Genomic DNA, 21,207 nt, shown 5'->3' with positions numbered 1-21,207 from the left:
GCCTCCCGCGCCACACGGCACCCGGATCCATGGCCGCCCTCCGGATTCGGACCGGCTGGGGCCTGTCTGACTGCCGGGGCCGCCCACGAAAAAGGCCGCCCCGAAGGACGGCCCCGTATTGCACCCGAACGCGGTTGCTCAGCTGTTGGCGCGCAGCGCGGCAATGCGCTGCTCGATCGGCGGATGGCTCATGAACAGCTTCTTCAGGCCCTGGGCCATGCCGCCGCGGATCCCGAAGGCCGCCATCTGGTCGGGCATGTCCACCGGGCGACCGGAGGCCCGCGCCAGCGATTCCAGCGCACCGATCATCTTGTCGCGCCCGGCGAAGCGAGCCCCCGCCTCATCGGCGCGGAACTCGCGCTGCCGCGAGAACCAGAACACGATGATGGAGGCCAGGATCGCGAGGATGATCTCGGTCACGATGGCGGTAATCCAGAACGCCGGTCCGTGACCGGACTCGTTCTTGAAAATCACCCGGTCGACGAAGTGGCCTATGACGCGCGACAGGAAGATCACGAAGGTGTTCACCACGCCCTGGATCAGCGCCAGGGTCACCATGTCGCCGTTGGCGACGTGGCCGACCTCGTGCCCCAGCACGGCCTCGACCTCGCCCTGCCCCATGTTCTGCATCAGCCCGGTGCTGACGGCGACCAGCGCGTTGTTCTTGCTCATGCCGGTGGCGAAGGCGTTGGGGTCGGGCGAGTCGTAGATGCCGACCTCGGGCATGCCGATCCCGGCCTGCTTGGCCTGGCGCTGCACCGTCTCCAGCAGCCACTGTTCGGTGGCGTTGCGCGGCTTGTCGATCACGTGGACCTTCATCGTCTTCTTCGCCATCCACTTGGAGATGGCCAGCGAGATAAAGGACCCACCGAAACCGAACACGGCGGCGAAGATCAGCAACGCGGTCAGGTCGAGATCGACCCCCTGTTCATCGAGGATGCTCTCCACACCCAGGATACGCAGGGTGATGCTGAGCACGATCAGGATGGCGAAGTTGGTCGCCAGAAACAGCAGGACACGTTTCATGAAGCTTTCCTGTACTCCATCAATTCATTCCAAGGGATATTGCGATCATCGGGGCGCGGCGACGGAATTCAAGCCGGCCCCGATCACAGACCACCGCGGGGCGCAGGGGTTCAAGCCGGCCGAACCTCCAGACGATCCGCGTTCTGATACCCGCGCGGGAGTTGACGTCCACGCCGCGCGCGCTCGCCGACATATTCTGCCCATTCCGCCGGGACCAGTGCCTTGAAGCGCTTGCCGGCGTGCACGACCAGGGTGTCCTGCGGCCCCAGCACGGCCACGCCGAGCACCCGTTCGGAACCGTCCTTGAGGGCCGCGGACGGGATGCCGATCAGCTTGTTGCCCTTGCCGCGCGCCAGCTCCGGCAGCTCGGTGGCCGGGAACAGCAGCAGATAGCCACGCGTGGTGACGACCGCGATGTGGTCCTCGTGCGGGTTGCGCACCGGCGCCGGCTGCAGCACCGCCGCGCCGGCGGGAACGGTGAGCACGTTCTTGCCGGCCTTCTGCCGGCCCAGCAGGTCGCCCAGCTTCGCGACGAAGCCGTAGCCGTGATCCGAGCCCAGCAGCCAGCGGTCTTCCTCCGCCCCGGTGGCCATGCCGACAAAGCGCGCACCCTCCGGCGGGTTCACGCGACCGGACAGCGGCTCGCCCTGCCCGCGCGCGGACGGCAGGGTATGGGCGGGGATGGTATAGGTGCGGCCGGTGGAGTCGATGAATGCGACCGGCTGGTTGCTGCGCCCGGTGACCGCGGCCTGGAAGGCATCCCCGGCCTTGTAGCTGAGCCCCTGGGCATCCAAGTCGTGGCCCTTGGCCGCGCGTGCCCAGCCCTTCTCCGACAGCACAATGGTCAACGGCTCGGTGGGCACCAGCGCCGACTCGTCCAGCGCCTGCGCGGCGGCGCGCTGGACCAGCGGCGAACGGCGCTCGTCGCCGTATTCCTCGGCGTCATTCTCGATCTCGCGGCGCACCTGGGTGCGCAGGCGACGTTCGGAACCGAGCGTTTTCTCCAGCTGGTCGCGCTCCTTCGCGAGCTCGTCCTGCTCGCCGCGGATCTTCATTTCCTCGAGCTTGGCCAGGTGACGCAGCTTCAGCTCCAGGATCGCCTCGGCCTGGATGTCGGAGAGCCCGAAGCGGCTCATAAGCTCAGGCTTGGGCTGGTCGTACTCGCGGATGATCGCGATCACCTCGTCGATGTTGAGATAGGCGATCAGCAGGCCTTCCAGCACATGCAGCCGCGCCTGCACCTTCTCCAGGCGCCACTGCAGGCGCCGGCGCACGGTCTCGATGCGAAACTCCAGCCACTCGCCCAGCAGCCCGGCCAGGTCGCGTACCTGCGGGCGTCCGTCGAGACCGATCACGTTCATGTTCACGCGGTAGGTCTTCTCGAGGTCCGTGGTCGCGAACAGGTGCGCCATCAGCGCCTCGACATCCACGCGGTTCGAGCGCGGGGTGATCACCAGGCGCGTCGGGTGCTCGTGGTCGGACTCGTCGCGCAGATCTTCGACCATCGGCAGCTTCTTCGCCCGGATCTGGCTGGCGATCTGCTCCAGCAGCTTCGCCCCGGAGACCTGGTGCGGCAGCGCGGTGACCACGATGTCGTCGCCTTCGCGTTCATAGCGCGCCCGCGCGCGGATCGATCCCTGCCCGGTCTCGTAGACCTTCCGCAGCTCCGCCGGCGGGCTGATGATCTCGGCCTCGGTGGGAAAATCCGGTGCCGGCAGGTGTTCGCACAGCTCGGCCACCGTCGCCTTCGGATGCTCCAGCAGGTGCACACAGGCGGCGGCCACCTCGCGCAGGTTGTGCGGCGGGATATCGGTGGCCATGCCCACGGCGATCCCGGAACCGCCGTTCAGCAGCACATTGGGCAGGCGCGCCGGGAGCATCTTCGGCTCCTCCAGCGCCCCCTCGAAATTGGGCACCCAGTCCACCGTGCCCTGCCCCAGCTCGGAGAGCAGCAGCTGGGCGTAGCGCGACAGTCGTGACTCGGTATAGCGCATCGCCGCGAAGGACTTGGGATCGTCCGGCGAGCCCCAGTTGCCCTGCCCGTCGACGAACGGATAACGATAGGAGAACGGCTGCGCCATCAGCACCATCGCCTCGTAGCAGGCCGAGTCCCCGTGCGGATGGAACTTGCCGAGCACGTCACCCACGGTACGCGCGGACTTCTTGTACTTGGCGGTGGCCGAGAGCCCCAGTTCGCTCATCGCGTAGATGATCCGGCGCTGCACGGGCTTCAGGCCGTCGCCGATATGTGGCAGGGCGCGGTCCAGGATCACGTACATGGAGTAGTCCAGGTACGCCTTCTCGGTGAAATCCTTCAGTGGCAGCTGCTCGCCACTGTTGGCAAACAGGCTGGGGGTCTCGATATCGGTCATCGGCGGTCTCGTGGACGTGGATGGGCCGGGGTTTTACACCAGGCCGGGCCCGCGTACTGTAGCGGGCACGCGCCGGTGGTTCCACGGTGCCAGACACCCGAACGCCACGACCGAGGAGTCCGTTCGTGCTGGATACAGGCTGGATCGCCAGTATCGTCGCCATTGCCGTCTTCGCCCTGGCGGCGGTCAGTGTGGTGCATGCACTGCTGCAGCGCCGCGATACCGGCACCATCATCGCCTGGGTCGGGCTGATCGTGTTGCTGCCACTGGGCGGCTCGCTGCTGTACTGGCTGTTCGGGGTCAACCGTATCCGCCGGCGGGCCCACGCGCTGCGCGAGGGCTACCTGATCGCAGACCCCAGCGCCGGTGGTGCCACCGTGACCGAGCCTCCGGAACGCTGGGAGCGCCTGCTGCATTCCGGTGATCGCCTGAGCCCGTTCCGCCTGACGGGCGGCAACGCCGTCGAACCGCTGTTCGAGGGCGACCGTGCCTATACGCGCATGCTGGACGCGATCGACGCGGCGGGCCACAGCATCACCCTGGCGACCTACATCTTCGATTACGACCGGGTAGGTGAACGCTTCGTCGCCCATCTGCAACGTGCCCAGGACCGCGGTGTGCAGGTGCGCATCCTGATCGACGCCATCGGGGCGCGTTACAGCCGCCGCAACACCCTGCGCCAGCTGCGCCGGGCGGGGATCCCGGCCGCCGCGTTCATGCCGGTCCACCTGCCACGCAGCCTGGCCGCGTTCAATCTGCGCAACCACCGCAAGATGCTGGTGATCGACGGTGCCCGCGCCTTCACCGGCGGCATGAACATCCGCCGTGGCCACAGCCACAGCGACCCGGGCCCCTGCCCCATCCACGATCTCCACTTCGAGCTGCGCGGCCCGGCCAGCTCCCAATTGCAGCGGGTCTTCGCCGAGGACTGGCAGTTCGCCACCGGCGAACGCCTGGACGGCCCGCGCTGGTTCCCGGAGACCATCGAGCCGGCCGGCGCCCGCGCCTGCCGGGGCCTGCCGGACGGGCCGGACGAAGACTTCGAGGTCCTGAACTTCACCCTGCAGTCAGCCCTGGCCGAGGCGCGCGAGCAGGTCACCATCGTGACCCCCTACTTCCTGCCGGACGTGGCCCTGACCGGGGCACTGAAGGCCGCGGCCCTGCGCGGCGTGCGGGTCGACATCCTGATCCCGGCCCGCAGCAACCTGCGCCTCGTGGAATGGGCGAGCCGTCCCCAGCAGGGCGAACTGCTGGAACGCGGCTGCCGCCTGTGGCTCACCCCGCCGCCCTTCAACCACGCCAAGCTGATGCTGGTGGACGGCGAGTGGGCCCTGGTCGGGTCCGCCAACTGGGACCCGCGCAGCCTGCGCCTGAACTTCGAGTTCAACCTGGAATGCCTGGATGCCGGGCTGGGCCGCGAACTGGCCGCCTGGACCGACGAGCTACGCGAGCAGTCGCATCCCCTGACGCTCGACGAGGTCCGCGCCCGTCCGCTTCCGGCGCAGTTGCGCGATGGCGCCGCCCGCCTCCTCACGCCCTACCTGTAGACCGGATCGACCGTGCCGCCCGCCGGCGTAGGCACAACGTTAGCCGGCCCCGGCCCGGCGGGCGCTTGAACCGGGGCGGCTGCAGGCGGTCTTTTGTACTGTAGCGACATGTCTTGCGAACCTCCGACGGGCCCGGTTCGCTTCGCCGCAGGGGAGTAAAGGGATGTTACGACGCGCGGAAGCCGCAGCGGGGTATCGATGAACGGGATCCTGGTCCCCTCGCTTTATCTGGCCGCCGGCCTGGCCACCTACGCCGCGCTGAGCCACCTGCTGCACAGCCGGCAGAGTGCGCGGCGCACCGAACACCGACTGTTCGCCACAATGTGCGCTCTGATGGTGGTGGTCGCTATCAGCTCGGCCCAGACCTACCAGGCCGGCAGCATCCAGGCCTACACCCGCGCCCTCACCCTCAACATCTATCTGCTGGCCCCGTTCTACGTGCTGTTCGCCGCCTTCGTGGCGGCGCACACCCGGACGCCTGCTCGCGGGCTGATCATCGGCCTGCTGGTGCTGCTGGCGATCACCTGGGTCGTCAACACCCTGCAGCCGTACAGCATGCAGTACCGCAGCATCGAGGAACTGCGCACCCTCGAACTGCCCTGGGGCGAGACCGTGGCGCTGGCCATGGGCACCATCAGCCCGTGGTTCGGCTTCGGCGTGGCCGCGGTCTTTCTGGTATTCGGCTTCGCCCTGGCCACGCTGATCCGGCATTACCGCCGCCACCGCCAGGCCACCACCCTGCTCCTGCTGGGCGGGATCGGAATCTTCGTGCTGTTCACCGTACAGGGCGTACTGGCCCGTGCCGGCGTGCTGGAAATGCCGCAACTCGCGCCGTTTGGCTACGTGGTCATGGTGGTCATGATGAGCCTGGTCCTCAACCGCGAAACGGGCGAACGGCTGCGCGACTCGGAGGGCCGTTTTCGCGCACTGGTGGAACAATCGCCCATCGGCATCCAGGTACTCACGCCGGAGGGCGAGATCCGCCAGAGCAATCCCGCCTGGGCGCGGATGCACGGCGCGCACGCCGCCCGACCGGGCGGGAACGTACTGGAGCAGCCGGACATCATCGATCAGAAAATCCGCGAGCCGCTCCGAGAGGCCCTGCAGGGCCACTACCGCGAGATCGGTCCCTTGCCCTACACGCCGCCAGGCCCCTCCGATACCCCGGCTGGCACCTCGAACGAAGAGAACCACCCTGTCCCTGCCGGCGAACGCTGGCTGCGGGGCTGCATCTACCCGCTGCAGGATGCGCACGGCGAGGTCCAGGACGTGATCGTGATGCAGGAGGACATCACCGCCGCGCACCGCAGCGAGGATGCCCTGCGCCTGATCGCCGAGGGCCTGCAGGCGCGCTCCCGCGAGGAATTCTTCCAGCAGCTGGTGCTCAAGCTGAGCAATCTGTTCGATGCCGACTTTGCCCTGATTGGCACCGAAGCCCCGGACCAGCTCGGTGTGGTCGAGACCGTCGCCCTGTGCGCCGAGGGGCGCATCGTCGAGAACTTCCGCTATGACCTGGCCGAGACCCCCTGCGAGCGCGTGCTGGAGATCGGCACCTGCATCTATCCCTGCGATGTTCAGCAGCGCTTCCCGCGCGACGAGATGCTGGTGGAGATGGGGGCCGAGAGCTACCTGGGGGCCCCGATGCTGGACAGCCACGGCACCCTGCTCGGGCACATCGCGATGGTCAACCGGCACCCGGTCGAGGACGTCGACAAGGCGATGGAAATCCTCGGCATCATGGCCGATCGCGCGGGCGCGGAACTGGAACGCCTGCAGACCGAGGAACACATCCACGCCCTGGCCTACCACGACGCCCTGACCGGGCTGGCCAACCGCACCCGCCTGCACGACGACCTGACCCGCCACATCGAGGAGGCCGTGGCCGGCGACTTGCACGGCGGGTTGATCCTGATCGACCTGGACCATTTCAAAACGATCAACGACGCCCTCGGCCACGCGGTGGGCGACACCGTACTGGGGGCAGTCGCCGACCGCCTGCGCAGCCATGCCCCGGAGGACGCGCTGATCGTGCGCCTGGGAGGCGACGAGTTTGCCGTGGTCCTGCCTCCGCTCGAGCAGGCGCGGGAGACGCTCGAGTCCGAGCTGTTGACCATCGCCGAGCGCATCCTCGAGGCCCTGCAGCGCCCCATCGTGATCGGGGAACGCACCTTCGGGGTCGGGGCCAGCCTTGGCTGCGTGTGCTATCCGGATGCCGGCGAGAGCTCGGCGGATGCCCTGCGCCACGCCGACATCGCCCTGTACCAGGCCAAGCGCGCCGGCCGCGGCGGCGTGCAGTTCTACCGCCACGCCCTGCAGGACGAGGCCCATGCCCGCCTGCAGATCGAGGACGGCCTGCGCCAGGCGGCCGAGCGCGGCGAACTGGATCTGCACTACCAGCCCCAGGTCGACGCCGCCGAACGCCTGATCGGTATCGAGGCCCTGCTGCGCTGGCAGCACCCCGATCTGGGCGCAGTCCCGCCGGATCTTTTCATCCCGGTAGCGGAGGAAACCGGCCTGATCCACGGGATCGGCAACTGGGTCCTGGAGCATGCCTTGGAACGGCTTTCGCAGTGGCAAACCGAAGGGCTGCGCCCCCCGCGCCTGGCCCTGAACCTGTCACCCTGGCAGCTCTCGCGCCCCGATTTTGTCGAGCAGTTCCAGGCCCGCCTGCGCCACCACCGGGTCGACGCTCACGCGCTGACCCTCGAGGTCACCGAATCCGGGTTGCTGCGCGACCTGCCCGATGCCATGGCCAAGCTGGGCGCCCTGCGCCGGCTGGGGGTCCGTATCGCGCTGGACGATTTCGGCACCGGCTACTCCTCGCTGGCCTACCTGCGCGACCTCCCGGTGGACGAGCTGAAGATCGACAAGTCCTTCGTCCAGGGCCTGGCGGCCGGCGGCGACCGGACGCTGATCGAGAATATCGTGGACATCGCGCGCAACATGGAGCTGGATGTGATCGCCGAGGGCGTGGAACACGCGGAACAGCGGGAACAACTCCTGGCGCTCGGCTGCACGCGCTTCCAGGGTTTCCTGTTCAGCGAACCCCTGCCCCATGACCCGCTCGTCGCGCGGCTACGACAGTAGCGGCGCGCCCATTCAGTCGCGCGCGAACGGATCTTCCAGCCCGCAGCCCAGGGCCCCGCGCCGGCGCAGCGACAGGTCCGTTTCGCGCTGTGCTGCTTCCGGGCAGTCCTGATACAGCACAATGCGGCTGCCGCCCTCTTCCTTGGCCAGATACATGGCGCGGTCCGCGCGCTGCAGCAGCGCCTCCGCGTCGTCGCCGTCCCCCGGGTAGAGCGCCGCCCCCATGCTGAGCCCCACGCGAACCGACTCGCGGTTCACCTCTACCGGTTCCTCGAAGCGCTCGATCAGCTTGAGACCGACGCCGGTCACCGCATCCGGGTCGCGAACGTTCTCCAGCAACAGCACAAACTCGTCGCCCCCCACACGGGCGACCACGTCGCTATCGCGCACCCCCTCGCGCAGGCGCCGGGCCACGGTCACCAGCATCACGTCGCCGGCACCGTGTCCCAGGCGATCATTGATCGGCTTGAAGCCGTCGAGATCGCAGACCACCAGGGCCAGCCCGGTCCCGGCACGCTGAACCCGGCGCAGGGCCTGCTGCAGATGCTCCTGCAGCAGGCTGCGGTTGGGCAGACCGGTGAGCGAGTCGTGATGGGCCTGGTGCCACAGACGCTCCTCCGAGGCCTTGTCTCGGGTGATATCGCGCACCATGCCCAGCACCTGCACCGCCCGCCCCTCGGCATCGCGGTCGATCTCGCCCTCCACCCGGACATGGCGGACCCCTCCGTCCTCGCGGACCACGCGATGATCCACCCGGTAGAAATTCTCGCGGTCCAGGGCCTCGTTGGTCGCGCGGCGCACCCGGGTGCGATCCTCCGGATGAATGGCGCGCATGTAGGCCTCGAATCCCGCGGCCTGGGTCTGCGGGTCGAGCCCGAACAGTGCGAAGACATGCGACGACCAGTTCATGCGCTGCCCGCGAATATCCCAGTCCCAGTAGCCGGCGCCGGCGATGCGCTGGGCCTCCTCCAGGCGCTCGGTGGTCTCCTGCAGCGCCGCGGTCCGGCGCGCCACCGCCGCCTCCAGCCCGGCCTGTGTCTCGCGCAGGCGGGCCTCGACTTGCTGGCGCCCCTCCAGTTCCTGGCGCAGTGCCTCGTGATCGCGCCAGATCCGCCGGCGTACCCGCACCCACATCAGCAGCATGATCAGCACGGTCAGGGCGGTCGCGACCAGGGTGACCTGCTGCGCCTGTTCGTGGCGCCGCGCCATGGCCGTGACGGCCTCCTCGTTGTCACGCTCGAAGGCCCGGAGGATGGTCTCCATCTGTTCGAGGACCTCCTCCTGCACCGGCATCGCATCGGCGTACAGGATCGCCAGCGCATCGTTTCGCCCGCCCGCGAGGGCAATATCCACCAGCTCGGAAAGGATCGGGGCACCGGTGGCCGTCAGCTCGCGCAGCTCCGCCAGCAATGCGGCGTCGCGCGGGGTCCGTGCCAGCAACTCGGCGCCCTCGCGCGCCTCGAGAAAGCGCTCGGCCAGTTCGCGGAACTCCCGCTGGTAGCGATCCTGCAGGGTCGGATCCTCGGCACTGATCACCAGCGAGGCGCGCAGCATGCGTTCGCGCACCAGACTGCGCATGCGGTGCACGCGATCAACCTTCTGCACGTATTCCTCGGTGAGGGCCTGGACGTCATTCTGCAACTGCTGGACACGCAACCAGCTGGCCACGGCAACCGCCGCGACCAGCAGCAGCACCACCACAAAGGCACTGGTCAGGCCGGGAACAAGGGGACGCGAGGGCATGCCCGCTCAATGCCTCGGGGGAACAGGCCACGCCGTGTCTGGACGCACGACAGCTGGCGGCACCGCCCCGCAAACCGCTGTCGCATCCTTGACGCGCATCCCGTTCCCCCTGTTTGATCGATCGTATGTGCACGATCCAGGCGGGAGGGTGCCGCGAGATGCCGGTCAATACAAGAGGAGAAGACGTTCGGAAGCCGGCACAGTGCGGAAAATCGCACCCCGACCCGACACCGCCGGCCGAACTGGAGCCGGCCTATCGTGCGGCCGACTACTGCCTGGAGACCGGAGACGGGTTCCACGTCCTGCACATCGACCGGCCCGCGGAGCAGACCGTAGCCTGGATGACCGCACGGGGCGCGCAGCGGCTGGTGCTGTTCACCGCCTGCAATCCGGGCAGCCGTCCGCTCACCGAGGAAGGAAACCGGCGGCGCCAGCAGCGGCTGGAGCGGGCCGTGACGGAACAGGGCCTGCGCGCCTGGCCGGCTCGCAACCGCGACCCAAAGGGCCAATGGCCGGACGAACCAGGCCTGGCCATCGCCGACCTGCCCGACGACCTGCTCGCCCGCTGGCTGGAGGCATTCGGCCAGAACGCCGCCGTGCTGCTGGAGCCGCCCGCACCGCCGCGACTGGTCTGGAGGGCCGGACTGGCCGGCCCCCCGATGCCCCCGCCAGTGGACGCGGATTAAAGCGGCAGGCGCCCGCCGGAGGCGACCACGATGGTCGCCAGGCCGATCAACGTATTGATGCCGACCAGGATGCGAATCTGCCCCAGCCGGCGCAGGCCCTCCTGGGTGTCATCCGCGGCGATGGCCTGGCGCATGCGCCGGAAGGGCGCAAAGAACACATGGGCGAAGATCGCCATCATGATCAGGCCCAGCAGCAGCATGGTATGCACGCTGGGGTGCACATCCCCCATGCCGCCGAACACGCCGAAGATCATGTAGAAGCCGGTCACCAGGATCACCAGGACCGAGGCCCAGACCCAGGGGAAGAAACGCGAGAACACGCCCTCCCAGAGCTTCAGCCGGACCATCCCCTCAAGCTGTTGCCCCGCCACCGGACGCAGGAACATGTAGGCGAAGAACATGCCGCCCACCCAGATGACCACCGCCAGTACATGCAGCACGTTTGCCAGTGCGTATCCCGTCATTGCCTGCTTCCTCTGTCGCATTGTGTCCGTGTGGGACGGAGTGTATCCGTCCGCGCCCGGGTCTGCCGAACCACCAGGCGCCCCACGTGGGTGCCCGGTATCAGTAGAATGGCGCCAACCTCGACATTCAGCCTGACCGAACAAGGAGCCCACATGTCCCGCGAGATCATCCAGACCGAGAACGCCCCGACCGCCATCGGCCCCTATTCGCAGGCCGTGCGCACCGGCGACACCCTGTACCTGTCCGGCCAGATCCCGCTCGATCCGGCCACCATGGAACTGGTCGGCGGTGGCATCGAGGCGCAGATCCGACAGGTGTTCGCCAACCTCCAGGCGGTCCTCGAGGCGGCTGGTTCCAGCACCGCGGACATCGCCAAGCTGAACATCTTCCTCACCGACCTGACCCACTTCCCGCTGGTCAACGAGATCATGAGCGAGGTGTTCGGCGAGCCCTATCCGGCACGCGCCGCGATCGGCGTGGCGGCCCTGCCCAAGGGCGCCCAGGTGGAGATGGACGCCATCGCCTTCTGCCCGCGCGGCTGACCGCGTAACACGGGCCGGACCGGTGGACCTGCAGGCCCCGCTGACCACGCTGAAGGGCGTCGGTCCGGCCGTGGCCGAGCGCCTCGAACGCCTCGGTCTGGAACAGGCCGGAGACTTGCTGTTCCACCTGCCCCTGCGCTTCGAGGACCGCACCCGGCTGACACCGATTGCCGCCCTGCGGCCGGGCCTGGCCGCATTGTTCGAGGGCCGCGTCACCCAGGCCGAGGTGGTCCACCGCCGCCGGCGCATGCTGGTGGTCACCCTCGCCGATGACCAGGCGCAGATCCTGCTGCGCTTCTTCCACTTCGGGGCCAACCAGCAGCGACGCCTGAGCCCGGGCACGCGCATCCGTGCGTTCGGCGAGCCGCGCGGCATGCCGGGTGCGCTTGAATGCGTGCATCCGGAGCTCCAGACCGTGGGGGATACCCCGCCCGCACTGGAATCGCACCTGACCCCGATCTACCCCACCACCGAGGGCATCTCGCAGAAGCTGCTGCGCCAGCTGGTCGCGCACGCCCTGCCCGGGATGCAGGCCCTGCCCGATCTGCTGCCCGAGCTGTCCCGGCAGGGCCTGCCCGGGCTGCACGCCGCGCTGGAACATCTGCACCACCCCCCGGCGCAGGCCGATGCCCTGGGTGCACTGGATACCGCAGAGAACCGCAGCCCGGCGCGCACGCGCCTGGCGCTGGAGGAGCTCTGCGCCCACCAGCTCGCACGCATGCAGCAAAGCCGCACACCACAGGACTCGCGCAGTGCCCCGGTCATCGAGCCCCCGGGGGTGTTGTGGCAACAGCTGCGCGGCCAGCTCCCGTTCCAGCCGACCGGCGCGCAGGAACGCGTGACGGCCGAGATCCTTGCCGACCTCGCCCGGCCCCAGCCCATGAACCGCCTGGTCCAGGGCGATGTCGGCTCCGGCAAGACCCTGGTCGCCGTCGCGGCCGCGCTGGCCGCGGTGGAAGCCGGTTACCAGGTGGCGTTCATGGCCCCCACCGAGCTACTGGCCCGCCAGCACGGACGCAACCTCGCCCAGTGGCTGGAACCCCTGGGGGTCGCGATTGCCTGGCTGGGCGGGCGCCAGTCCACGACCGAACGCGGCCAGCTGCTCGCGGAGCTGGCCAGCGGCCAGCGTCAGGTCGCGATCGGCACCCACGCCCTGTTCCAGGAGGAGGTCCGCTTCCACCAGCTGGGACTCGCGATCATCGACGAGCAGCATCGCTTCGGCGTGCACCAGCGCATGGCGCTGCGCGACAAGGGCAACGGCCGGATGCCCCACCAGTTGATCATGACCGCCACCCCCATCCCGCGCACCCTGGCCATGGCGCTGTACGCGGAACTGGCGAGTTCGGTCATCGACGAACGCCCACCCGGACGCACCCCGGTGCGCACCGCGCTGATCAGCCACGAGCGCCGTGACGAGGTGATCGAACGCATCCGCGCCGCCTGCGGCGCCGGTACGCAGGCCTACTGGGTCTGCCCGCTGGTGGAGGTATCGGAACAACTGGAGGCGGAATCGGCCGAGGCCACCGCCGAGCGCCTGCGCGAGGCGCTGCCCGAGCTGACCATCGGCCTGGCCCACGGCCGCATGAAGGGAACCGAACGCGACGCGGTCATGGAGCGCTTTCGTGCCGGGGCAATCGACCTGCTGGTGGCAACCACGGTGATCGAGGTCGGCGTGGACGTACCCAACGCGAGCCTGATGATCATCGAGAACGCCGAACGCATGGGGCTTTCGCAGCTACACCAGCTGCGCGGCCGGGTCGGACGCGGCAACACCGCTTCCGCCTGCGTGCTGCTGTACCGCCCGCCGCTGGGCGAGGTCGCCCGCGAACGCCTGGAGGCGATGCGGCGTACCGACGACGGCTTCGAGATTGCGGAGGTGGACCTCAAGCTGCGCGGCCCCGGCGAGCTGCTGGGTACCCGCCAGACGGGCGATCGCAGCTTCCGTGTCGCCGACTGGTCCCGCGACCAGGACCTGCTCGACGAAGCCACCACGCTGGCCGCACAGGTCGAACAGGACCCGGCCCGCGCCGGCGCCCTGATCGAACGCTGGCTGGGCACCGCCACCCGCTACGCCACCGTGGGATAACCGAAAAGTGATTTCCACCACGCAGGCACCAAGGGAAAAAATATCGACAGGAAGACGGGAAGATCGGAAGGGGTTGAGGGCACTGCGATTACCAACGGAGTACTCAACAAGAATTTCTTCCTGTCTTCCCACCTTCCTGTGAATCGCTCTTGACCTTTCTTGTGCCTTGGCGCTCCGCGGGGTGGAGGATTCAGGGGCGCAGGAGCGGGCGTTCGACGGCGTCGCGGGCCTCGCGGCCGGCGAGCTGTTCGATCAGGGTCAGGGCGAAGTCCATCGCGGCGCCCGGGCCACGGCCGGTAATCAAGCGTCCGTCCACCTCCACCGGGGCACCGGTGGAAGGGATACCGGCCTCGTCCAGCGCGCCGGTGAAGGAGGTCACCGTGCGGCCTTCCAGCAGTCCGGCCTCGGCCAGCGCCTTGGGTCCAGCGCAAACCGCGCCCAGGTAGCCGTCGCGTTCGGCCTGCGCCCGAAGCATCCCTTGCACCCGGGCATCGTCACGGAGGTGGTTGGCCCCCGGCAGCCCGCCCGGCAGGACGATCAGGTCGAAGGAGGCGTCCAGCACCTGGTCCACGGTGGTGTCCGGCTGGATGACCGTTCCCCGCGAGCAGGTCACCGGCCCGGGCTCCAGCCCGGCCACGGTGACCTCGAATTGCGCCCGCCGCAGCAGGTCGACGATGGTGACCGCCTCCAGTTCCTCGGCCCCGGCGGCCAGGGGCACCAGTACGCTCGGCATTACGCCTCCGTCGGTCGCACTCAGCGGCGGTTGTAGAAGTTCAGGCCCTTCAGGAGATTCAGCGCCTCGCTCAGCCCGTAGTCACGTTCGGCCAGGGCCTCGCCATTGTCTTCATCCGCCTCCACGGCCTCCGGCAGGCCATCGCGGCCCATGCGGGCCCCGCCGTTCTCGTCGCCGGAGCGCTGCACCACGAGCTGCTGCAGGCGGATGTCCGGCTCGATCCCGTCCTCGTTGATCGCACGGCCCTCGGGTGTGAAGTAGCGCGCAGTGGTCAGCTTGATCCCGGTATTCTGGGTCAGCGGCAGGATGGTCTGCACCGAGCCCTTGCCGAAGGTGTTCTGACCCATGACCACGGCCCGCTTGTGGTCCTGCAGCGCGCCGGCCACGATCTCGGAGGCCGAGGCCGAACCGCGATTGACCAGCACCACCATGGGCGCGCCTTTGAGCACGTCGCCCGGCGAGGCCTGGTAACGGAACTGCGAGTCCTCCAGCCGGCCCTCGGTGTAGACGATCAGGCCCTCCTCGAGGAAGGCATCCGACACGCCCACGGCACCGTTGAGGATACCGCCGGGATTGTTGCGCAGATCCAGCACCAGCCCCTTCAGCTCGCCCTGCTCCTGCAGGTCCTCGATCGCCCGCACGAGATCGCGCGCGGTGCGCTGCTGGAAGTTGCTGATGCGGACGTAGCCGAAGCCGTCTTCCAGGATCTCGGAGCGCACGCTCTGCACCTGGATCACGTCACGGGTGATGGTGATCTCCATCGGCCGATCCTCGCCGTCGCGCAGGACCGTCAGGGTGATGTCCGAGCCCTTCTCGCCGCGCATCTTCGCGACCGCGTCGGACAGCGACATGCCCTTCACCGACTCGCCATCCAGACGGATGATCAGGTCGCCGGCCTCGATGCCCGCGCGGCTGGCCGGCGTGTCGTCGATCGGCGCAATGACCTTGACGAACCCGTCTTCCATGCCGACCTCGATGCCCAGACCGCCGAACTCGCCGGAGGTCCCGACCTGCATGTCCTCGAAGTCCTGCTCGTCGAGATAGGCCGAGTGCTGATCGAGCCCCGACAGCATCCCCTGGATCGCGTTGTCCAGCAGATCCTTGTCCTCCACCTCGGTGACATAATTGCGCTTGATGCGCATGTACACGTCGGTAAAGCGCTGCAGATCCTCCACCGGCAGCGCCGATTGCGCGCCATTGTCGCGGTCGGCGTACACGGCCACCGAGACACTCAGCATGACCCCGACGACCAGTCCAACGATCAGGGCGTATCCGGTGCGACAAGACTTGCTCATTACCTTTCCTCGTTACATGAGGTGATTAGTGTGAGGATGGTAGCATCGGCGACCTGACGGGTGCCTGAATGCGGGCTTTCGATCGGCCTTTTGCCGCCGCGCGCCCTCACTCCATCTCTTTACTGAGAGGGCCACCAGCCCTCGGGGTTCAATGGTCCGCCGTTGTGACGGATCTCGAAGTACAGACCGGGCGCAATCGCCTCGCTGCCCTCGCCGGCCACGGCCAGCTGCTCGCCGGCCCCCACCGTCTCGCCTTCCGCCACCAGGATCTCCTCCACGTTGGAATAGAGCGTCAGGTAGCGCTCGCCGTGATCCACGATGACCAGGAACCCGTAGCCCTGCATCCAGTCAGCGTAGACCACACGCCCATAATGCACCGCGCGGACCGCCGCGCCGTTGTCCACCTCCAGCACCGCGCCGCGCCAGCGGGAGCGCAGGCGGCTGCCGCGGGACTCGTTGAAGCTGCGGATGATCCGGCCCTCGGCCGGACGCGGGAGTTCGCCCTCCAACTCGGCAAACGCCACATCCGGCCGTGCGGGGGCCGATTCGCGCGGGGCCGCGGCGCGCGCCGCGCTGCGCGCCTCGACCTCCTCGATCACCGCCTCCAGGGTCGCGGCATTGCGCTGCAGGCGTTCCAGCTCCAGGGCCTCGTCCTCGATCGCCGCCTCCAGCTCCGCCATCGCCTGACGCCGGCGCGCCTCCTCGCGCTCCAGATCGGCGACCGCCGCGCGGGCCTGAGCTTCCTGTTCCGCCAGCACCGCGCGCTCCCGCGCCAGTTCCTCGCGCGCCGCCTCCAGCGCCTCGATTCGCTCGCGCAACACCACCAGCGCCTGTTCGCGTGCCTCGCGGATGCGCGCGGCGAAGGCCGCATGATGACGATCATCCCGGGACTGCCCATCGGTCCGGCCGGGGTGACGCTCGCGCTGCCACTGGTCCCGCACCAGCCGGGCCGCGGCCTGGCGCTCCGCCTCCAGGCGATCCCGGGCCTCGGCGACACGCGCCTCCTGATCGGCCACCACGGACTCCTGGCGCGAACGTGCCCGTGCCAGCTCGCGCAATTCCCGGCGCGAGGCCTCGGTCCCGCGAGCGGCCTCCGCCAGCAGGGCTTCCAGTTCCTGCAGCGCGGCAGAACGATCTTCCTGACTGCGCTCCAGGTCTTGGATCGCCTCGCGGGTTTCACGCAGCTCGGCCTCGGGTTCCAGCGCCAGAGCCGCCGGCGCGAGCAGAAAACCGATCAGGGCCCCGCACCAAAACCGGGCACCGAAACCGCATGGATGACTCAGGATTGCGCAGATTCGCATATCGGGGTACGTTTAGGTTCTTATATTCTGACCCGGTTGCGAGGATTCTCCTCGCTCGCAAGAGAGGTATGCCGTGAGCAACGAAACGGTTGAAGACGATCTATCCGTCGACGACGGTCTGATGTCCCAGGACGAGGATATCGAGCGCGCCTCGCGCTCGCTCAAGGCCATGTCCCACCCGCTGCGCCTCAAGATCCTCTGCATTCTCGGCGATCGCGAAATCAGCGTACAGGAAATCGTCGATCAGGTCGGGACGTCGCAGAGCAACATCTCCCAGCACCTGGGCATCCTGCGCGACAAGGGCATTCTGGCCACGCGCAAGGACGCCAACCGGGTCTACTACCGGGTGGGGGACTCCCGGACGCTGCGCCTGATCGGTATGATGCAGGACGTCTTCTGCAGTTCCTGACAGTCACCCCTCCGATCCGGTCTCCCGAATGCTTGAACGCCTGCCCGAATTTCTCGCCAATCATCCGATCCTGACCGGCGCCCTGCTGGCAGTGATCGGGATGATCCTGTTCGTCGAACTCCGACGTCTGAACCGCAAGTACCGCTCGCTCTCCCCGGCCGAGGCGGTGCGCGTGATCAACCAGGACGACGCCCTGGTGCTGGACGTGCGCGAGGACAACGAAGTCGCGTCCGGCCGCATCGGGGGTGCCAAGCATATCCCGCTGGGCAGCCTGAAAAAGCGCATGGGCGACATCGAGAAGTACAAGGACAAACCGGTCGTGGTGTACTGCCGCAGCGGTAACCGCTCGGCCAGCGCCGCCCAGCAGCTGACCGCTGCCGGGTTCGAGGACGTGGTCAACCTGCAGGGCGGCATCCAGGCCTGGCAATCGGCCAACATGCCCATCAAGAAGAAGTAATGCAGTTCGAGGTCTACTCCGGCGGGCGCTGCCCGTTCTGCCTGCTCGCCCGGCGTCTGCTCAATCAGCGTGGCTACCCGTTCGCGGAGTACGCCGTGGACCGCGAACCCGGCCTGCGTGCCGAGATGGAACAGCGCGCCAACGGCCGCACCTCGGTCCCGCAGATCTTCCTCGGGAACACTCACATCGGCGGCTTCGACGACTTGCAGGCACTGGATGCCAGCGGCGAACTGGCGCGCCTGGCCGCCGCAGCCGGCGTCGAGCCCGCGGACGACCACACCCCCGGGTAGGCGACGGCACCGCCGCGGGCCGCGCCCGTCGGCGGGCCCGCATCGCGGCTGCGCGTCACGTCACGTACCCATCCCCCTTACAATGCTCCGATCAAGATAACTGCGAGACGACACCATGGCTGAAGAAAACACCCCGAACAGCGGCAACGGCGCCGCCCAGGGCGAACAGAACGACCGCCCCGACTTCTCCATCCAGAAGGTCTTCATCAAGGATCTCTCCTTCGAGGCGCCGGACTCCCCCGAGGTGTTCATGCGCGAGTGGAAGGGCGAGACCAACATCCAGCTGAACACCAACGCGCGCCCGATCGACGAGGCCGCCGGGGCCTTCGAGGTGGAACTGGGCCTGACCGTGACCACCGAGTCCGATGGCAAGACCGCCTACCTGGTCGAGATCAAGCAGGCCGGCGTATTCATCGTGCGCAACTTCCCCGAGGACCAGCGCAATCACCTGCTCGGCGCCTACTGCCCGAACGTACTGTTCCCGTTCGCCCGCGAGACAGTGGCCGATCTGGTGTTGAAGGGCGGCTTCCCGCAGCTGCTGCTGCAGCCGGTCAACTTCGAGTCCCTGTACGCCCAGCACCTGCAGGAACAGAAGCAGCAGGCCGGTGGGGAGCAGGCGGCACCCAGCCAGCAGGCCTGACACAAGGCGCCCGGGATGCGCATCGCGGTCCTCGGAGGCGGCTGCTGGGGCACGGCGCTGGCGCTGCATGCGGCGCGCCTGCACGGCGACGTCGCCCTGTGGGTGCGCGGGGACGATACCGCCACGCGCCTGCAACACGAGCGCGAGAACGCCCGCTACCTGCCCGGCCACCGCTTCCCGGACAACCTGCGCGTCAGCGCCGACCCGGCAATCGTCGATGACCGCGATCTGGTCCTGATCGCGGTCCCCTCCGGGGCGTTCCGCGAGACCCTGCGCTGGCTGGCCCCACGGCTGGCACGCGCGCAGGTTGTGGCCTGGGCCACCAAGGGCCTGGAGACCGCCACCGGCGACTGGCTGCACGAGATCGCGGAACAGGAGCTGGGTCCGGAACGCCCCCCCGCGCTGATCTCCGGTCCCTCGTTCGCGGCCGAGGTGGCGCAGGAGCAACCGACCGCACTGTCGGTCGCCTCCAGCGACGAGGGGCATATGGACGCGCTGGTGGAAGCCCTGCACGGGCGCTCGCTGCGCCTGTACCGCAACACCGACGTAATCGGCGTGGAACTGGGCGGCGCCCTCAAGAACGTGCTGGCGGTGGCCACCGGCATCGCCGATGGCGCCGGGTTCGGCGCCAATGCACGCGCCGCGCTGATGACCCGCGGGCTGGCCGAGATCCAGCGCTTCGGTGCCGCGGTCGGGGCCCGACCCACGACCCTCACCGGCCTCTCCGGGCTGGGCGACATGATCCTGACCTGCACCGACAACCAGTCACGCAATCGGCGTCTGGGCCGGATGCTGGGCGAGGGTCTGGATCTCGACACCGCCCGTGCACGGGTCGGACAGTCGGTGGAAGGCGTGGAGACCGCCCGGGTCGCCGTCGCACGGGCCGCGGCACTGGAGGTCGAGATGCCGATCTGTGCCGAGGTCCACGCGGTGCTCTATCAGGGGCGCCCGGTCCAGGACACCGTGCGCCGCCTGCTCGAGCGTGACCCCACCCGCGAAGAGGGCTGACAGCCCTCAGGGGCTTGAGCCCGCACCCCGGCACCGGGAGTCAGCGGAGGCAGACGCGGGTTCGCGCATGGCTCCTTGGTGACCCAAAAGCCCCGCGCGCCACCCGCGCAATCGCCCGGCATCGCCGGATGCCGCTAATGTGGGCCCCTACGCAACGCAACGGAGGCAGGGATGAGCAAGGCCTGGAAGGAACTGGATCTGGAGGGCGGCGGCCTGCAGTCCGTCAATGCCAAGCTCGCCAGAGAGATGCGGACCCGACCGGCGGCCTACGCCGCCTGGGTGTTGTTCCCACTGGGGCTGCATCGCTTCTACCTGCGCGAGCCCCTGGGTGGCTCCGGCTTCCTCGCACTCACGATCGCCACCCTGGGCCTCGCGTTTTTCGCACCGGCCCTGTGGTGGCTGATGCCGCTGGGCATCGGCGTGCTGTGGGCGCTCGTGGATCTCTGGTGGATCGACCGGCGCGTCACCGACTACAACAAGGAACTGCGCAAACAGGTGTTCCTGCGCAAGGGACAGAAGCCGCCGCAGGATTACCGCGGCCGCTACACCAGCGACGAGGATGCCCGCCGCGAACTGCAGGAATACCAGCAGGTCAAGGAAGCCGAAAAACCGGGACAGTCCGGCCTGGCCGGGACCAACGACCGCGACGCAGGGGGCAAGCGGCGCATGCCCAGCTTCAACGAGCAGGAGGCCATGCTGCGCCAGATGCGCAAGGACAAGACCGAAGGCGGCGGAAACGACTGACCGCCGCCGTTCCCGATCAGCTGTCGCCGGGGCGCCACACGCCACTGGCCTCCTGCGGCGGCGGGGCAGACTGCTTGCGGCTCTCCACGTCGACGAAGACCGACTCGGTGAACTGGGACAGCTGCTTCAGATAGTCCTTGCGCTCGTCCACCGACTCCGGCATCTGCGCGACCATGAACCCGGTGATCGCACTCAGGTACTGCACGGCCACGATGGGCTGTTCCGCCTTCGGGTCGACCTCGGTCAGCACATCCTGAACCTTCTGGATCAGCTCGCCGGACAACTGCAGGGTATCGCTCATGGGGTTCCTCTCGCGGTTCGAATAACAACTCGCCCACAGGCTACGGCAAGCCCCGCCACCCCGAAAGTGGGCGCAGGATGCGCGGGCCTTTCCTGCTGCGCGCGCCCATTTTGTTCACCACGAAGCACACGAAGGCACGAAGGCACGAAGGCACGAAGGCACGAAGAAGGTCAACTTCAAGGGTGAAGTGGTCCAATGACAGCGGACACCCCAGTTAAGCCACACTAGATGGGTAACTGGAGGTGAATGTGAGCAAGCAGAGACGAGCGCGATACAGCCGGGAGTTCAAGGCCAACGCGATTGCGATGGTCGAGAGCCAGGGCTATGGCTGCACGGAGGCGGCCCGGCGGCTCGGGATCAACCGGAGCATGCTGTCCCGCTGGCAGCGTGAGGCGCGGCGCAAGGCGGCCGGCGAAGCCGTTACTGAGCCGGCCTCGAACGGTCAGGAACAGGAGTTGCGGCGGCTGCGCGAGGA

The 21,207-nt window shown here is 68.2% G+C and carries 20 protein-coding genes; 12 read left to right on the top strand and 8 right to left on the bottom strand.

What is annotated here, in order from left to right; translation table 11 throughout:
* Positions 1–138 precede the first annotated feature (138 nt).
* Positions 139–1,026 carry a protease HtpX gene (htpX, locus tag F572_RS0100745; RefSeq protein ID WP_017940588.1) on the bottom strand — a complete coding sequence of 296 codons (888 nt, stop codon included), beginning with the start codon at positions 1,024–1,026 and terminating at the stop codon, positions 139–141.
* Positions 1,027–1,136: 110 nt separating this feature from the next.
* Complete coding sequence (parC, locus tag F572_RS0100740) at positions 1,137–3,398, bottom strand: DNA topoisomerase IV subunit A (protein WP_017940589.1); 2,262 nt, start codon at positions 3,396–3,398, stop codon at positions 1,137–1,139.
* 125 nt (positions 3,399–3,523) lie between these two features.
* On the opposite strand from parC, the gene cls reads away from it, so the two are divergent.
* Positions 3,524–4,945: a cardiolipin synthase gene (gene cls / locus F572_RS0100735; RefSeq protein ID WP_017940590.1), complete on the top strand. Its 1,422-nt coding sequence runs from the start codon at positions 3,524–3,526 to the stop codon at positions 4,943–4,945.
* A 198-nt stretch (positions 4,946–5,143) separates the two neighbouring features.
* Positions 5,144–8,032 (top strand): EAL domain-containing protein, encoded by a 2,889-nt coding sequence (locus F572_RS0100730; RefSeq protein WP_017940591.1) that lies wholly within the window; start codon positions 5,144–5,146, stop codon positions 8,030–8,032.
* 12 nt (positions 8,033–8,044) lie between these two features.
* Here F572_RS0100730 and F572_RS0100725 read toward each other — a convergent pair whose 3' ends face one another.
* A complete protein-coding gene (locus F572_RS0100725) occupies positions 8,045–9,775 on the bottom strand; it encodes a diguanylate cyclase domain-containing protein (protein WP_017940592.1) in 1,731 nt (576 codons plus the stop codon).
* Positions 9,776–9,933: 158 nt separating this feature from the next.
* Between F572_RS0100725 and F572_RS0100720 the strand changes: the two genes are divergently transcribed.
* Entirely contained in the window at positions 9,934–10,461 is a 528-nt protein-coding gene (locus tag F572_RS0100720; RefSeq protein WP_017940593.1) for a DUF3293 domain-containing protein, read from the top strand.
* Here the strand turns inward: F572_RS0100720 and F572_RS0100715 are convergent.
* Positions 10,458–10,925 (bottom strand): CopD family protein, encoded by a 468-nt coding sequence (locus F572_RS0100715; protein WP_017940594.1) that lies wholly within the window; start codon positions 10,923–10,925, stop codon positions 10,458–10,460. The two genes, F572_RS0100720 and F572_RS0100715, sit on opposite strands and share 4 nt — an antisense overlap.
* 153 nt (positions 10,926–11,078) lie before the next feature.
* Here F572_RS0100715 and F572_RS0100710 point away from each other — a divergent pair, with 153 nt between their 5' ends.
* Together F572_RS0100710 and recG are read left to right on the top strand one after the other, a co-directional pair.
* Positions 11,079–11,468, top strand: coding sequence for a RidA family protein (locus tag F572_RS0100710; protein ID WP_017940595.1), 390 nt, complete (start codon positions 11,079–11,081; stop codon positions 11,466–11,468).
* A gap of 22 nt (positions 11,469–11,490) precedes the next feature.
* Complete coding sequence (gene recG, locus F572_RS0100705) at positions 11,491–13,554, top strand: ATP-dependent DNA helicase RecG (protein WP_017940596.1); 2,064 nt, start codon at positions 11,491–11,493, stop codon at positions 13,552–13,554.
* A gap of 190 nt (positions 13,555–13,744) precedes the next feature.
* On the opposite strand, the gene F572_RS0100700 is transcribed toward recG, so the two are convergent.
* From F572_RS0100700 to F572_RS0100690, 3 genes are all read right to left on the bottom strand, one after another.
* Positions 13,745–14,287: a DJ-1 family glyoxalase III gene (locus tag F572_RS0100700; RefSeq protein ID WP_017940597.1), complete on the bottom strand. Its 543-nt coding sequence runs from the start codon at positions 14,285–14,287 to the stop codon at positions 13,745–13,747.
* Positions 14,288–14,307: 20 nt separating this feature from the next.
* Positions 14,308–15,582, bottom strand: a complete 1,275-nt coding sequence (locus F572_RS0100695; RefSeq protein WP_017940598.1) for a S41 family peptidase — start codon at positions 15,580–15,582, stop codon at positions 14,308–14,310.
* Between the two features lie 119 nt (positions 15,583–15,701).
* Positions 15,702–16,883 (bottom strand): murein hydrolase activator EnvC, encoded by a 1,182-nt coding sequence (locus tag F572_RS0100690; protein WP_017940599.1) that lies wholly within the window; start codon positions 16,881–16,883, stop codon positions 15,702–15,704.
* A 73-nt stretch (positions 16,884–16,956) separates the two neighbouring features.
* On the opposite strand from F572_RS0100690, the gene F572_RS0100685 reads away from it, so the two are divergent.
* The 6 genes from F572_RS0100685 (at position 16,957) to F572_RS0100660 (ending at position 20,431) form a co-directional block, all read left to right on the top strand.
* Positions 16,957–17,292 carry a helix-turn-helix transcriptional regulator gene (locus F572_RS0100685; RefSeq protein ID WP_017940600.1) on the top strand — a complete coding sequence of 112 codons (336 nt, stop codon included), beginning with the start codon at positions 16,957–16,959 and terminating at the stop codon, positions 17,290–17,292.
* Between the two features lie 28 nt (positions 17,293–17,320).
* Positions 17,321–17,749, top strand: a complete 429-nt coding sequence (locus F572_RS0100680) for a rhodanese-like domain-containing protein (protein ID WP_017940601.1) — start codon at positions 17,321–17,323, stop codon at positions 17,747–17,749.
* Positions 17,749–18,039 carry a glutaredoxin 3 gene (grxC, locus tag F572_RS0100675; RefSeq protein WP_017940602.1) on the top strand — a complete coding sequence of 97 codons (291 nt, stop codon included), beginning with the start codon at positions 17,749–17,751 and terminating at the stop codon, positions 18,037–18,039. Before F572_RS0100680 ends, grxC begins: the two co-directional genes overlap by 1 nt.
* 115 nt (positions 18,040–18,154) lie before the next feature.
* On the top strand, positions 18,155–18,679 hold the full coding sequence (secB, locus tag F572_RS0100670) for a protein-export chaperone SecB (RefSeq protein ID WP_017940603.1): 525 nt from the start codon (positions 18,155–18,157) through the stop codon (positions 18,677–18,679).
* Between the two features lie 15 nt (positions 18,680–18,694).
* Positions 18,695–19,687 (top strand): NAD(P)H-dependent glycerol-3-phosphate dehydrogenase, encoded by a 993-nt coding sequence (locus tag F572_RS0100665; RefSeq protein ID WP_017940604.1) that lies wholly within the window; start codon positions 18,695–18,697, stop codon positions 19,685–19,687.
* A 171-nt stretch (positions 19,688–19,858) separates the two neighbouring features.
* Positions 19,859–20,431 (top strand): TM2 domain-containing protein, encoded by a 573-nt coding sequence (locus F572_RS0100660; RefSeq protein WP_017940605.1) that lies wholly within the window; start codon positions 19,859–19,861, stop codon positions 20,429–20,431.
* A 16-nt stretch (positions 20,432–20,447) separates the two neighbouring features.
* On the opposite strand, the gene F572_RS0100655 is transcribed toward F572_RS0100660, so the two are convergent.
* Complete coding sequence (locus F572_RS0100655; protein ID WP_017940606.1) at positions 20,448–20,732, bottom strand: hypothetical protein; 285 nt, start codon at positions 20,730–20,732, stop codon at positions 20,448–20,450.
* A gap of 248 nt (positions 20,733–20,980) precedes the next feature.
* Here F572_RS0100655 and F572_RS0100650 point away from each other — a divergent pair.
* Positions 20,981–21,207 (top strand): transposase (locus F572_RS0100650; RefSeq protein ID WP_018158312.1); only part of this gene is annotated, 227 nt, incomplete at its 3' end.

Origin of the sequence: Thioalkalivibrio sp. ALE14 (assembly GCF_000376845.1) — a bacterium.
Lineage (GTDB): Bacteria > Pseudomonadota > Gammaproteobacteria > Ectothiorhodospirales > Ectothiorhodospiraceae > Thioalkalivibrio.
This window is presented reverse-complemented; position numbering and strand designations above follow the sequence as displayed.